Genomic DNA, 13,426 nt, shown 5'->3' on the forward strand with positions numbered 1-13,426 from the left:
GCTCAAAAAATCAAGGAGGGGAAAACATTGAAACAAGCAGTTTGGTTTCCAACAGAAGAGTATAAAGAAAAAACGCGTTTATATGGTTGGATGAAATCATTGGGCTATGAAGATTATGAAACGTTTTATAATAAGTCAATCGAAGAAACAGCTTGGTTTTGGGGAGAAGCTGAGAAAGCGGTTGGCTATCAATGGATGAAACCTTATACAGAAGTGCTAGATTTAGAAAATGGTACGCCGTTTGCACAGTGGTATAATGGCGGAACATGTAACGTTGTAGAATCAGTTTTATCACGCTGGCTTGCAGATGATGAAACAAGAACACAACCAGCGCTTCAATATGAGGGGGAAAATGGAACTTCAAAATCATTTACATATGAAGAACTGGATAGCTGGGTAAGTTGCGTTGCAAACGGATTAAAACATGCGGGTATTGAAAAAGGTGACCGTGTAACAATTTATATGCCGATGATTCCAGAAACAGTTGTTGCGATGCTAGCTGTTATGAAAATCGGAGCAATTATTTCACCAATATTCTCAGGATTTGCGTCTGATGCAGTCATGACACGTGTGCAAGCAGCAGGATCAAAGATGATCATTACTGCAGATGGTTTTTCACGCCGAGGGAAGATTGTTTCATTAAAAGATGAAGTAGATAAAGCTTGTGAGCATTGTCCAACTGTTGAAAAAGTCGTTATCGTGCGCCACGCAGGAAATGATTTTACACCGCATGATTATGATTTCTCATGGAGTACGTTAGAAAAAGAAAAGCCATTTGTACATGCTGAAGAAATGCATAGTGATGATCCATTAATGCTCATTTATACATCAGGTACAACTGGAAAACCGAAAGGGACCGTACACACTCATGCTGGATTTCCCTTAAAAGCAGCTTTTGATGCGGGGTTCGGAATGAATATCAAACAAGGTGACCGCGTATTATGGGTAACTGATATGGGATGGATGATGGGACCATTTTTATTATTCGGTTCTCTTATTAATGGGGCAACGATGGTTATGTATGAAGGTGTTCCGGACTTTCCAGAAGCAGATCGTTTATGGGAGACGGTTGATAAATATGAAATTACACATCTTGGTATATCACCAACATTAATTCGTGCGTTAATGGCAAAAGGTGATGAGTATGTTAATAAACATGCACTAAAGAGTTTAGAAGTATTCGCATCAACAGGTGAACCTTGGAATCCAGACCCTTGGATGTGGCTATTTGAAACAGTTGGAAAAAGTAATGTACCAATTTGTAACTATTCAGGCGGTACTGAAATTTCTGGTGGGATTTTCGGAAACGTCCTTATTAAACCAATTGCACCGATTAGCTTTAACGCTTCTTTACCAGGAATGGCAGCAGTTGTGCTCGATGATCAAGGGAATCCAATTCGTGATGAAGTTGGAGAATTATGTTTAGAGAAACCCTGGGTTGGTATGACGAAAAGCTTCTGGGAAGACGATGAGCGTTATGTGAACACATATTGGTCACGTTTTGAAAATAAATGGGTTCATGGCGACTGGGTGATTTATGATGGTGAGCAATATATTATTACAGGACGCTCAGATGATACGCTAAACATTGCCGGAAAACGTATTGGCCCCGCTGAATATGAATCTATTCTTGTGAAGCATAATGATGTCATAGAAGCTGCTGCGATTGGTGTACCAGATGATGTAAAAGGTGAAGTTTGTCATTGTTTTGTAGTATTAAGAGACAATGTAACATTCTCAGGAGAATTAAAGAAAGAATTAATGAGTTTAGTAAACTCTCATATTGGAAAAGCATTATGTCCAAAAGATATTCACGTTGTAGAAGATTTACCGAAAACACGTAATTCTAAAGTAATGCGACGCGTCATTAAAGCCGCTTATTTAGGAAAAGAATTAGGCGATTTATCGTCACTTGTGAATCCTGAGGTAGTTCCGTTTATTCAGGGGTTGCAGTCTAGTAAATTATAAAATTGGGAATGAGCTCTATTTAATTAGAGCTCATTTTTAATGTTTATAAATAAAGAAGAGAGAAGAAGTAAATTTGAAGTAGAAAAATTCTACGATTAGTGTTTAGTATGTTTGTTTTATAGTTTTTATCAAAATACGCTACTGTGACATACCTCTTCAATGGAGAGAAACTAATTTACAATAACAAGGTAATGACATAGCGTGACCGCTTATATGTCTGTTTAAATTTTTACATGTTAATATACAAAAAGCTGACTATATTCAGTCAGCTTTTTGTATATTACATTCTAGTATTTATCGGTTCTAAAAGACATTTTCTTTCCTTTAAGTTGACATTTAATATATTACCAATGTTTTCTTTTACAATGACAACAAATAAAGAAACATTTACTGCGACACTTATTTCGTTTAGAACGCCAATCATCATCACAATGGTGCTGTTCTTTAGATTTCCACCAATCATCATTACAATGATTTTCTTTAGAACGCCAATCATCATCACAATGATGATTTTCTTTAGAACTCCACCAATCATCACAACAATGCTTTTTCTTAGAACTCCAGCAATCATTTTTCCAGGACATTCTTTTATACCTCCCTCCAATAGGATTCATATTATTCTATGTTTTAATAAAAAAATGGCTTGTTTATTAACCTATTATTTTACCTTTATATGATAGAGTGCTTTCTACTTGATATAGAGTTCATACAAACTATGCTAATTTTCAAGAGATAGTAGAGAGAACTATTATTTATGATATTGTTCAATAAACACTTGTTGAAGAAAACGTTTTGATTATAAATAATATCTTATTTTCAAGTACGCATTTCTGAATGTATATTTCATAATAGCGAAGGAAAAACATACTATATTAGCGCAAACAAAGTCTATGTATATGTGAAGCGATGGAGAAATCTGGTGCACCTTTAAGGAGCGACTTATTTAAAAGAAAAAAATTTGTTTTAGAAAGTGGTGCTTAAACATTAAATGAAGTAGGACTAAATTCACGGCCTCTAATGAAACAAGCTTTTAATTAGGCGAGGTATGTTTTTATAGTTAATAATGAAAGAAAAGTTTAGTACAATCGTTTGTTTTTTTCTTTCTATGTGTTTGCCTCGTACCCTTTTAAGCTAGTGGACATACTTTACTAATAGAAAGGATTAGGGGGTGAGGTATTGGGTTCTCGATTTAATAATTGTAAAAAGAAGTGTACATGTAAACAGGATGATTGTTGGGAAGTATTCGAAGAGTGTAAAAAAGAACAGCATGAGAAATGTGATAATTCTTGTGTACAAGGAATTAGAGATGAACTTAAGAAATTAATTAATCGAACAGTTCAAATTAATACAGAGGGACGTACTTATGTAGGTACTGTTTCGTCTGTAAGTTGTGATGTAGTTAAGCTTGCAGCTATTCCTGGATCGGTTGGAGTAATTATTTCCATTTGCAAAATTGAAGCAATTTTCCCACCTGTTACAACGGTTACTGCTGAGTTTGACTTTAACGGTGTCGATGTAGCAAATAAAGCATAATTATGCTGTTTATTTGTAAAGCCATTCATATGAATGGCTTTATTTTAATTTTGTATAAAAGGAGAATATATTCTTTACGTAGAATTAAGGTTGAGGCTAGAAATAATGCTTTAAGAAAGGAGAATAGGAATGATTAGACTAGAGCCTTTTAAAAGAAAGGATTTTAAACAGTTAATGAACTGGATTCATTCTGAGGATTTTTTAATACAATGGTCAGGAAATGCATTTACATATCCTTTAAACGAACAGCAATTAGAACAATATATAGAAAGTACAAATACACTTGCATTCAAAGTAATAGATGAAGAGACTAAAGAAGTAATTGGTCATATTTCACTTGGACAAATTGATAATATAAATAAATCTGCAAGGATTGGAAAAGTGCTAGTTGGTAATACGAAAATGAGAGGACGTTCTATAGGAAAACATATGATGAAAGCAGTACTTCATATTGCATTTGATGAATTAAAACTACATAGAGTAACGCTTGGTGTTTATGATTTTAATACATTGGCTATTTCATGTTATGAAAAAATAGGATTTGTAAAAGAAGGTTTATTAAGAGAGTCAAAAAAAGTGGGAGAAACGTATTGGAATTTATGGGAAATGAGTATGTTAGAATATGAATGGAGTGATAAAAAATATTAGTTTTTTATAATTATGTTATGTTAATTAAAAGGGGTATGGTGGGAAGTTATGAATAAAAATACTAAAGTAATTTCAATTGCAGCTGTTTCAGGAGGAGGTAAAACTACTGTTACAGAAGGGTTAACTCATAAGTTAATGAATTCAAAAGCACTATATTTTGATAGCTACAACTTCGATAACTGTCCTGCAGATATTTGTAAATGGATTGATGATGGAGCAAATTATAATGAATGGGTACTCACACCATTAATTAAGGATATTCAGCATCTTATACGAGATAGTAATGTAGATTATATTATTTTAGATTATCCTTTTGCATACTTAAATAGTGAAATGCGACAATTCATTGATGTAACTATATTTATCGATACGCCTTTAGATATTGCGATGGCTAGAAGAATTTTACGAGATTTTAAGGAAGATACAATGAGTGAAATACATAATGATTTAAAGCATTATATAACATATGCTAGAAAAGCCTATTTGGAGGCGCTTCATACTGTAAAGCCAAATTCAGATATAGTTTTGGATGGATCTTTATCTGTAGATGAAATAATTAATCAAATTGAAGAGGAACTTAATCGAAGAGAAGTGATCGTCAATGGTTAAAAGTATAGAAAAATATGTACAAGTTGATGATTTTAAAATGTATTCAAGAGTATTTCAAGGAAAGAAGTTGCAGCCAGTTATTATAATGGAGGCAGGTTATGGCGATTATTCAAATGCATGGGATCATATTGCTGAAGAGCTGACCGAATTTGGGACTGTACTTACATATGATCGAGCTGGATTGGGGAAAAGTGGGGTTAGTTCCAAACGACGTATTAGTTCTGAAATGATAAAAGACTTAAGAAGTTGCTTAGAGCAATTGCAACTGAAACCACCTTATATTTTTGTAGGACATTCTTTTGGTGGTATAAATGCACGATTATTTGCGACTTTTTATTCCGAAGATATGTTGGGAATCATTTTGGTTGATTCGACACCAGAAAATTATAAAAAAGATTTTTTGCCAATCATGTCTCCAGAGTTTCAAGAAGCTTACTATAAACAATTTGTACATGAAAGTTCTTATGAAGAGTTTATGTTTAGTTTAGGTGAAGCAGATAAACATTGTCAGTCAATGAGAAATATTCCACTTGTCGTATTAGCTGCTGGTAAAAAAGCCTATTATTCGCAAGAAGCACAAATGAAGTGGTTACAATTGCAAGACGAATTATTACGATTATCAAGCAATCATACATTTGTAATTGCAGAACAAAGCGGTCACTATATTCAAAAAGATGAGCCGCAATATATAATAGATGCTGTTAAGTGGATTATTGAGGTAGGGGAGAGATAAATATGTACACTTTGTTTCAATACAATTGGCAAGTAAGAGACGATTGGTTTAAGTGGTGTGAGCAAGTTTCTGAGGAAGAATTATTCCGCAAGCGTGTTGGTGGTGTTGGAAGTATTTTAGAAACATTATTTCATATTGTGGATGTTGAGTATAGCTGGATTAGTGCCCTTCAAAAAAAAGAAGATACTGCACCGCAGTTTAAAGAGTATCAATCAATCCAAAAAGTGAAAGCGCTATCTGATTTATATAAAAGAGAATTAGAAGAGTTTTTACAAGTATGGTCTGCTAACTTAGAAGGTAAAATATTAAAAGCTTCGTGGGTAGATAAAACATATACATATGGTGAGGTTTTAAGGCACGTAATTGTACATGAAATTCACCATATCGGTCAGCTATCTATATGGGCGAGGGAGTTAAATCTTCAGCCTGTTTCAGCGAATTTAATTGGGAGAGGACTATAGATTTAGAAAACGGCTTGCACTGTAAATGCAAGCCGTTTTTTATATATAAGAAAATTTCCTAGTTGAAATCCTCGGATTTTTTCTGACGTATATGTAAGAACATTAAAATTGTTATAATGAAGAAAATTAACAATGTTTGTATAATCAAATTTTTAAACTGAAGCAAAACTGCCCAAGATGTAACAGCGTCTTTAAACGCTTGGAGTGCAGAGTACGAGGAAGGGTCAAAACCGTACTCTAGTAATTTTTTTGTTTCAATAAAAGTACTGTTTTCTTCACCGGCATCTAATATCACTGAAATAAGTCTAATATCTCCTCGTTTTGCTGTACTGACAAAACTATAATTACCATTTGTTGAGAAACTAGTTTGTAAGCCGTCAACACCTTGGAGTTTAATGTTTTTATTAAGGGAATATATCATCTTATTGGTGTTGAAAACTTTTGAATCTTTGAAGGTAAATTGGTAAGAGGTTAGTTTTGTAATGTTCAGTATATCTGGAAAGTCTGTTACTAATTGAGTTGCTAGTTTAGCAACGTCGATTGCTGTTGTAGTTGATAGTTTATTTGTATCGTTATTCATTCCAGTAGCGTTTAGAAACGGAGAGGGCTGTGATAACTTTAGTTGTTTTGCTTTTTCATTCATTAAATGTGTAAAGTTATCTTCGTTTCCAGCAATGTGCTCTGCAAGGGCAAGTGTGGAACGATTATTCCCTGTTAAAAAGATTGCATGAAGTAAATCACGAACCGTCGTTTTATCTTTCGACGTTACTTGTATAGGACTTGTTTCTGTTCGGAAAACTTCATTACTTATTTTTACTAATTCATCTAATTGTATTTTTCCTTCATTCAGTTGTTCCAGTGCAATATACTCTGTCATTAATTTAGATAAAGTTGCTGATTGTATAGGAGTTTCTTCATTTTTTTTATAAACAACTTCACCTGAATTAGCATCTATTAAAATAGCTGATTTAGCTTGAATAATTGGACCATTTACATAAAGGTAAAAATATAAAACGATAAGTGCTGTAATAACAAAAGATAACAATAAAATTGCGAACTTTTTCAAGAATTGCATGAGTGATCCTCCTACTATGACATCGATAATAATATTGTAAAAAGGAATGCTTAATTAGGGAGAAAGAAAAGGTAAAGAATTTCTAAAGAATTATAAAGTATTATTAAATTTTGGATGTTAATGGAAAATGAAAGGTCCAATTTCTTATTTGGTAAGAAATTGGACCTGAAATTAAGCTGTATTAACACTTATATGGTTGTAGTTTTACAGTGAAAGTTGTTTTTTTATCATCACTATATACTTCGATTGTTCCTTTATGCAATTCGACAATACTTTTTGCAATTGCTAATCCAAGCCCAGATCCACCGGTGTTTGTAGAGCGAGATTTTTCAACGCGATAAAAACGTTCAAAAATATGAGGTAAATCGGTACTAGGAATAGGTTGTCCGTAATTTGTTATATCTATAGTAATCATATTATTGCTTTCATAGGCAGCAAGGTCGATAAATCCACCGTCGTTTCCATAAGTGATAGCGTTTATAATAAGGTTTTCAAACACACGCACTAATTTGTCACCATCAGCTAATACCATGAGTTTTTGAGATGGGAAAGAAGGGCGACATTCTATATTTGCTTCTTGAACTTGTATGCGGAATTGAACAGTTAATTGTCCAAGTAGTTCTACAATATCAATGGGGACAGAATATAAACTTAACTCTTTATTTTGAACACGTGTATATTCAAACAAGTCATTCATTAATGCATTAAGACGGGTTACTTTATCGTAAATGACTTGTATATAATGACGTAATTCCACTTCATCTCTATAATTATCATGGTGGATTAAATTCACGTATCCAACTATAGAGGTAAGAGGAGTACGTAAATCATGTGATACATTTGTAATAAGTTCACTTTTTGCTTGTTCCGCCTGTCTTTCTTCATCGATTGAAACTTTCAATTGTTCAATAATTTGATTAACCCCAGTCGCTAGCTCTTCCAGATAATTATGGTTTACGATAGAAACCTTATGATTGAAGTTTCCATTTGCAATATAACGAATCTCTTCAATCATTTTTTTAATACAAGTTTCATAGTACATTTTTCTTTCATGACGATAAAAAATGTATAGGTAGGATGAGAAAATAGAAAATAAAAATAAATAAGAGACAATCATCATCCATAGAGATTCCTTTATTCCTCTATATTTTTCATAACCAAAAATTCTAATGAATTCTTTTCCGAGTTCGCTTAACGTAAGTGAACTTTCAATTACACTTGTAACAAGACGATATATAATCAATTCAGTTATAGGGGTAAGTATGATAGCCAGCGAGAACCAAAAAATTAACTTCCATTTAGGGATATCTTTTAATATATCAAATGCTTCATTTCTCAATTTTATAGCCTACTCCCCAAACAGTATGAATAAACTTCTCTCCATTCATTACTGTTTCAAGTTTATCCCGTAAATTACTAATGTGAACCATTACAGTTTTATTTGAACCATAACCATCTTCATTCCAAACACGTTCAAAAATTTCTTCGGAGCTAAATACTCTTCCAGTATTACTCGCAAGTAAATATAAAATATCAAATTCAATAGATGTAAGTTTAATATATTCTCCATTTACTTTAACAGTATGATTATGTTTGTGTATTTCAGCAGAACGAATATGAAGAATACCATCTTCATTCTTTTGAGAAGCAGTATTTTGGAAAGATGATCTTCGTAGCAAAGCTTTCACTCTAGCTACTAATTCTAATGGGTTGAATGGTTTAATCATATAATCATCTGCACCTGTCATAAGACCTAATATTTTATCCATATCTTCTGCTTTTGCACTCAGCATAAGAATAGGTACAGTGTTATTCTCACGAACTTCCTGGCAAACTTCTAATCCATTTCGTTTTGGCATCATAATATCCAAAATCAAAAGGTCAACTTCATATGTAGAAATCATTTGCAATGCCTCGTCGCCATCGTATGCTTTATAAATGTTATAGCCTTCATTTCGCAAATAAACAGCAAGTAATTCAACAATTTCTTTATCATCATCAATAATTAATATGTTTTTATTCATTATGTAGTTCCTTTCCTTACAAATCATTAACATTACTATAATATCAAACATTTATGTATTTTGTAGCAATGATTCCACATAAAATTTCATGTAACGTATTAAAAAGGAATTAAAACATTTATAACGAATACAAAACATAAGGATATTAAAATTACATACTATACTGAAAGTTAGTTTTAAGGGGGATTTGCTATGTTATATAAAGATATATATTCATTTTCTCCAACTGGAAAAATAGAAAATGATATTAAAGATTTTTTATTAAAATACAATCAAGAGTTTACATATAAACATTCAATTCGTGTAGCAAATGAGGCGAGAAAAATTGCAGAAATGTTTTATGAAGATGAAGAAAAGGCAGCAATCGCGGGATATTTACATGATATTAGTGCAATTTTTCCAAATGAAGTGCGGATTGCAGTTGCTGAAGAATTTGGAATAGAGATATTAGAAGAAGAACGAAAATTCCCAATGATTATTCATCAAAAACTTTCGAGAGTAATCGCAAAAGAGATATTTAAAGTGAATGATGAAGAGACTTTAAATGCAATTAGTTTCCATACCACACTGCGTAAACATGCAACGAAGATGGATTTAGTGTTATTTGTTGCTGATAAAATAGAATGGGATCAAAATGGGACACCACCATTTTTAGTAGAAGTAAAAAACGGATTGGATAAATCGTTGGAGCATGCTGCATTTGCATATATTTCATATTTATGGGAAAGAAAAGATACATTGAAAGTTATACATCCGTGGCTAGAAGAAGCATATTGGCATTTAAAAGAAATTTAGAGTAGAAAGGATATGAAAATGTAATTAAAAGGATATATGAATCAAACATTTCCAGGTGTTACATTAAGACCATACATATACTCTCAGTGGAAAAATCATTTGCATTTTGATTTCGGGAAAGGGAAATATCAAAATGTAGAAGGAACCGGCGATTTAAATATGGAATAATTCTCTCAACTTTATACATATAATAAATACTTATTTGAAGAAATATTTTCAGAGGAAGATGAAGTGTTTTTAGTAACAAATGCTTATCGATTTAAAAAGGAAAATGTGAAAAGTCTACAGAAAATAATTATATAGACAATTTATTTAGAAAAAAGATTTAAAGTATCATATAAGGCAAGAAACAATGCCACTTTTATTTAAAGATGGAGAAGCTGATTCGTATTGTACATATCAATTTTCATTAAAATGTTTCGCTGGTGATATAAAGCATAAACGACTTATTCAAGCAGCGAATCATGAAGATTTTCCAGGTCTTTATCCTCGTTTTGGACGCAAAAAAGAAATTTCTTATCCAGATGTATTTCTCATAAATGCAACAAAAGATATTATCATGTTTATGTATGATGATAGAGGATGTGAAGTAATTGCGAAGAATAAAGAAACAATACGAAATTTATATAAAAAATATAAAGAGTGGATTCCAAATTATGAACAAGAAAGTATAGATAACTTATTTAAATGACAGTGGGGGAAGTGAAGTGTGTAATGAAACGTATTGCCATCGTAGCCGCTTGGGAACCTGAACTTACGTATTTACATCAATATTATCCAAGTGAACGCATTGAAAAAAGAGCAGCTTGGGAATTTCATTTTCATACTATAAATGATTTGGAAATTATTTCAGTTATAACTGGTGTTGGCAAGGTAAGTTGTGCTAGTTGTGTACAATTATTAATTAGTGAGTTTCAGCCTGATGAATTGTTTATGACAGGGATATGCGGAAGCCTATCAAACAAGGTGAAAAATGGTCATATTGTAGTGGCACTAAACGCAATACAACACGATGTTACTGCTGCTGGTTCGGGCGAAGATGTTTTTAACTTATATAATGGTAGAACAGCACCTATTGAAACAACAAAGTCACTTGTAAGAAGAATAAAAAAAATACGATCTTATGATCCGATCCACTTCGGTACATTCTTATCTGGAGATCAACGTATTCGTAGTTCGGAAATGAGATATTTACTCCATACTGTATATGGAGCATTGGCAGTTGATCAAGAAGTGGCAGCTTTTGCTTATGTATGTCATATAAACCAGAAACCATTTCTAAGTTTAAAATCCGCTTCAGATCAAGCGAATGATAAAACGAAAGAGGAACAAAAAATATTTAAAATGTTAGCATGTGAAAGAGCATGTGAGCATTTAATTGCTTTTTTACGTGTGTATGAGATTAATGTAGTAAATCATAGATAGTAAGAGGGGTTTAATATTGGAAAGTACAAATAAAATAGCTATTCTGGGCGCGAACGGAAAAGCCGGGAAATACCTTGTAAAAGAAGCTTTAAAAAAGGGATATGAAGTAAAAATATTAACGAGAGATTCTAATAATATGACAATAACTAATGAAAATATAGAGACTATTATTGGAGATGCGCGTGATTTTTCTTCAATACGTGAATTACTTAAAGGGTGTCAAGTTGTAGTTAATGCGGTAGGTCAACCGAAAAATGAATCTTACATTTTTAGTACAGTAACGAAGCATGTTTTAGAAGCAATGAAGGAGTTTAAAATAAAAAGATATATTGTAATTTCCGGAGGTTCTTTAAATGTTACGGGAGATCAGAAGGGAATGGTAAATAAAATAGGAGCTACCTTATTTAAATTGTTTTTACCAAAGATGATGCAAGATAAATATAAAGAATTGCAAACTATTCAAGGTAGTGATGTAGATTGGACAATTGTTAGATTACCATTTGTTATGGAAGGGAAGGGCATTGGAAAGATCAAAGAGAGTTTAGTAGATATGCCAGGAATAAAAATTCAAAATAGTGATATTGCACCTTTTGTTATAAAAGAAATAAATAGTGAGAGATATGTAGGGAAGTGTCCGTTCATTTCAAATTAAGGGGTAGAATTAAAAGTTAAAGAATGATGGGTAAAGTGGAAGTAGTACATTTTATGTATTTGAATGTTAAGTTTAACACGAGTAAGTGGGGGATAATTTTATATGATTCAATACAAAAGATGCAGTGAAGTAAATATAGATTTAGTGTATGAGGCTTTTAAGGATGGATTTTCAGATTATATCATTAAGATGGGAGTTTCAAAAGAAGATTTTATAAAAAGGTTTTTTGGAGCAGAAGGGAATTCGTTAGAACACTCGTTTCTTGCTTTAGATGGTGAAAAGCCAGTTGGTGTAATACTTGGTGGTATTAAGGTTTATGAAAGTATAAAAACAATGCGCTGCGGAACATTAGCGGTTCATCCAAATTACCGCGGTATTGGTGTGAGTCAAAAGTTATTTGAACTACATAAAGAAGAGTCGATTCAACATGAGTGTAAGCAACTTTTCCTTGAAGTCATAGTAGGCAATGACCGAGCGATTCGTTTTTATAATAAATTAGGCTATGAAAAAGTATATGATTTATCTTATTATAATTTAAAAGATATGACTAAAATAATACCTAAAGAATGTAAGGGAATTAAAGTAAAACAATTAGATTTTGCAGCTTTTAAAGTTGAAATTCAAAAATGGTTACACTTCCATATAAATTGGCAAAATGATATGGATTATATTGAAAAAACAAATAATACATTTTACGGCGCATATGTCGAAAATGATTTAAAAGGTTCTATATGTATAAATGAACAAGGTAAAACTAGTTTTATTTTTGTAGACAAAGACTATAGAAATCGTAGTATTGGATCAAAATTATTACAAGTAGCAAGAGATGAGTTGAATTTAGAAAGTTTATCAATTGGGTTTTCAAACAACAATTTACTGGAAGGTTTTTTAAAAAAAGCTGGGTTTGAAAAAAATTCTTTAGCGCAATATGAAATGTATTTATTGTTATAAAAAGTGGAAGGAGTTATTCTTTCGCTTTTTATTTTTGTACTATATTGATATTTTACTTTGTATAATATTCTTTTTTTATGTAAAATAGATAGGATGGGAGGGGATGAAATGAATAATGTATTAAAGTTTAAGATTTTTGAATTGCATTGTTTTGTTCAAAAGACTTATTCTGATATGAAAATAGCATGTGATATTGCTATTTATCAAGAAAACACTTCTAAATATTTAATTTCATTAGGGTTTTTAAATAAATCATACATGACTTATATAGAAGCAAAAAGATTTTATCGTGAAAATGAAGAACTTGTAAGTGTAGAATTTGATAATTTCTTTGATACATATGATAAATTAGAACAGGAATTAAAAAAAGTTATTTCAACTGAAGATAAAAATCCTTCATTGTTACATAGCAGGTTTGATCAGTTTCAGCAGAAAGTTGAAAATATAAATGACCTAATAAAAGTTTTACAAAATGCTCGTTAATGAATGTTTTTTTCTAGTTATATAGAAATTATGCATTGAAAATATATTAGGGATATTACATATTTAAGA

Annotated in this window: 15 protein-coding genes and 1 pseudogene; 12 read left to right on the plus strand and 4 right to left on the minus strand. The window is 31.8% G+C overall.

The window, feature by feature from the left end:
* The first annotated feature begins 27 nt into the window (after positions 1-27).
* Complete coding sequence (locus ATN06_RS12675; protein WP_060630920.1) at positions 28-1,968, plus strand: AMP-binding protein; 1,941 nt, start codon at positions 28-30, stop codon at positions 1,966-1,968.
* 280 nt (positions 1,969-2,248) lie between these two features.
* On the opposite strand, the gene ATN06_RS12680 is transcribed toward ATN06_RS12675, so the two are convergent.
* Entirely contained in the window at positions 2,249-2,539 is a 291-nt protein-coding gene (locus ATN06_RS12680; RefSeq protein WP_060630921.1) for a hypothetical protein, read from the minus strand.
* 605 nt (positions 2,540-3,144) lie between these two features.
* On the opposite strand from ATN06_RS12680, the gene ATN06_RS12685 reads away from it, so the two are divergent.
* From ATN06_RS12685 to ATN06_RS12705, 5 genes are all read left to right on the plus strand, one after another.
* Positions 3,145-3,501, plus strand: coding sequence for a hypothetical protein (locus tag ATN06_RS12685; protein ID WP_000535574.1), 357 nt, complete (start codon positions 3,145-3,147; stop codon positions 3,499-3,501).
* A gap of 129 nt (positions 3,502-3,630) precedes the next feature.
* Positions 3,631-4,149, plus strand: coding sequence for a GNAT family N-acetyltransferase (locus ATN06_RS12690; RefSeq protein WP_060630922.1), 519 nt, complete (start codon positions 3,631-3,633; stop codon positions 4,147-4,149).
* Positions 4,150-4,197: 48 nt separating this feature from the next.
* Positions 4,198-4,758: a nucleoside/nucleotide kinase family protein gene (locus ATN06_RS12695; RefSeq protein ID WP_060630923.1), complete on the plus strand. Its 561-nt coding sequence runs from the start codon at positions 4,198-4,200 to the stop codon at positions 4,756-4,758.
* Positions 4,751-5,491 (plus strand): alpha/beta fold hydrolase, encoded by a 741-nt coding sequence (locus ATN06_RS12700; protein ID WP_060630924.1) that lies wholly within the window; start codon positions 4,751-4,753, stop codon positions 5,489-5,491. The genes ATN06_RS12695 and ATN06_RS12700 overlap by 8 nt, the downstream gene beginning before the upstream one ends.
* Positions 5,492-5,493: 2 nt before the next feature.
* On the plus strand, positions 5,494-5,952 hold the full coding sequence (locus tag ATN06_RS12705) for a DinB family protein (RefSeq protein WP_060630925.1): 459 nt from the start codon (positions 5,494-5,496) through the stop codon (positions 5,950-5,952).
* Positions 5,953-6,010: 58 nt separating this feature from the next.
* Here the strand turns inward: ATN06_RS12705 and ATN06_RS12710 are convergent, their stop codons facing one another.
* The 3 genes from ATN06_RS12710 to ATN06_RS12720 form a co-directional block, all read right to left on the minus strand.
* Entirely contained in the window at positions 6,011-7,027 is a 1,017-nt protein-coding gene (locus tag ATN06_RS12710) for a D-alanyl-D-alanine carboxypeptidase family protein (RefSeq protein WP_060630926.1), read from the minus strand.
* A gap of 181 nt (positions 7,028-7,208) precedes the next feature.
* Entirely contained in the window at positions 7,209-8,366 is a 1,158-nt protein-coding gene (locus tag ATN06_RS12715) for a sensor histidine kinase (RefSeq protein WP_060630927.1), read from the minus strand.
* Positions 8,356-9,051 carry a response regulator transcription factor gene (locus ATN06_RS12720; protein ID WP_060630928.1) on the minus strand — a complete coding sequence of 232 codons (696 nt, stop codon included), beginning with the start codon at positions 9,049-9,051 and terminating at the stop codon, positions 8,356-8,358. The genes ATN06_RS12715 and ATN06_RS12720 overlap by 11 nt, the downstream gene beginning before the upstream one ends.
* Before the next feature lie 192 nt (positions 9,052-9,243).
* On the opposite strand from ATN06_RS12720, the gene yqeK reads away from it, so the two are divergent.
* The 6 genes and pseudogenes from yqeK to ATN06_RS12755 all read left to right on the plus strand — a co-directional run bounded on the left by yqeK (position 9,244) and on the right by ATN06_RS12755 (position 13,357).
* Positions 9,244-9,846 carry a bis(5'-nucleosyl)-tetraphosphatase (symmetrical) YqeK gene (gene yqeK, locus ATN06_RS12725; protein WP_060630929.1) on the plus strand — a complete coding sequence of 201 codons (603 nt, stop codon included), beginning with the start codon at positions 9,244-9,246 and terminating at the stop codon, positions 9,844-9,846.
* 36 nt (positions 9,847-9,882) lie between these two features.
* Positions 9,883-10,537, plus strand: a pseudogene (locus ATN06_RS28395) (DUF3885 domain-containing protein).
* Complete coding sequence (locus ATN06_RS12740; RefSeq protein WP_060630930.1) at positions 10,534-11,271, plus strand: phosphorylase family protein; 738 nt, start codon at positions 10,534-10,536, stop codon at positions 11,269-11,271. Before ATN06_RS28395 ends, ATN06_RS12740 begins: the two are co-directional and overlap by 4 nt.
* A gap of 16 nt (positions 11,272-11,287) precedes the next feature.
* Positions 11,288-11,923: an SDR family oxidoreductase gene (locus ATN06_RS12745; RefSeq protein ID WP_060630931.1), complete on the plus strand. Its 636-nt coding sequence runs from the start codon at positions 11,288-11,290 to the stop codon at positions 11,921-11,923.
* Positions 11,924-12,025: 102 nt separating this feature from the next.
* Positions 12,026-12,874, plus strand: coding sequence for a GNAT family N-acetyltransferase (locus ATN06_RS12750; RefSeq protein WP_060630932.1), 849 nt, complete (start codon positions 12,026-12,028; stop codon positions 12,872-12,874).
* A gap of 108 nt (positions 12,875-12,982) precedes the next feature.
* Complete coding sequence (locus tag ATN06_RS12755; RefSeq protein WP_060630933.1) at positions 12,983-13,357, plus strand: hypothetical protein; 375 nt, start codon at positions 12,983-12,985, stop codon at positions 13,355-13,357.
* The last annotated feature ends 69 nt before the right edge of the window (positions 13,358-13,426 follow it).

The organism is Bacillus thuringiensis (genome assembly GCF_001455345.1).
In the GTDB taxonomy this organism is placed as follows: domain Bacteria; phylum Bacillota; class Bacilli; order Bacillales; family Bacillaceae_G; genus Bacillus_A; species Bacillus_A thuringiensis_N.

Excerpts from the sequence above, each read along its gene's own strand:
- ATN06_RS12680 (WP_060630921.1), bottom strand. The coding sequence starts at position 2,539 with ATGATTGCTGGAGTTCTAAGAAAAAGCATTGTTGTGATGATTGGTGGA.
- ATN06_RS12690 (WP_060630922.1), top strand. The coding sequence starts at position 3,631 with ATGATTAGACTAGAGCCTTTTAAAAGAAAGGATTTTAAACAGTTAATG.
- ATN06_RS12695 (WP_060630923.1), top strand. The coding sequence starts at position 4,198 with ATGAATAAAAATACTAAAGTAATTTCAATTGCAGCTGTTTCAGGAGGA.
- ATN06_RS12700 (WP_060630924.1), top strand. The coding sequence starts at position 4,751 with ATGGTTAAAAGTATAGAAAAATATGTACAAGTTGATGATTTTAAAATG.
- ATN06_RS12705 (WP_060630925.1), top strand. The coding sequence starts at position 5,494 with ATGTACACTTTGTTTCAATACAATTGGCAAGTAAGAGACGATTGGTTT.
- ATN06_RS12710 (WP_060630926.1), bottom strand. The coding sequence starts at position 7,027 with ATGCAATTCTTGAAAAAGTTCGCAATTTTATTGTTATCTTTTGTTATT.
- ATN06_RS12720 (WP_060630928.1), bottom strand. The coding sequence starts at position 9,051 with ATGAATAAAAACATATTAATTATTGATGATGATAAAGAAATTGTTGAA.
- yqeK (WP_060630929.1), top strand. The coding sequence starts at position 9,244 with ATGTTATATAAAGATATATATTCATTTTCTCCAACTGGAAAAATAGAA.
- ATN06_RS12740 (WP_060630930.1), top strand. The coding sequence starts at position 10,534 with ATGACAGTGGGGGAAGTGAAGTGTGTAATGAAACGTATTGCCATCGTA.
- ATN06_RS12750 (WP_060630932.1), top strand. The coding sequence starts at position 12,026 with ATGATTCAATACAAAAGATGCAGTGAAGTAAATATAGATTTAGTGTAT.
- ATN06_RS12755 (WP_060630933.1), top strand. The coding sequence starts at position 12,983 with ATGAATAATGTATTAAAGTTTAAGATTTTTGAATTGCATTGTTTTGTT.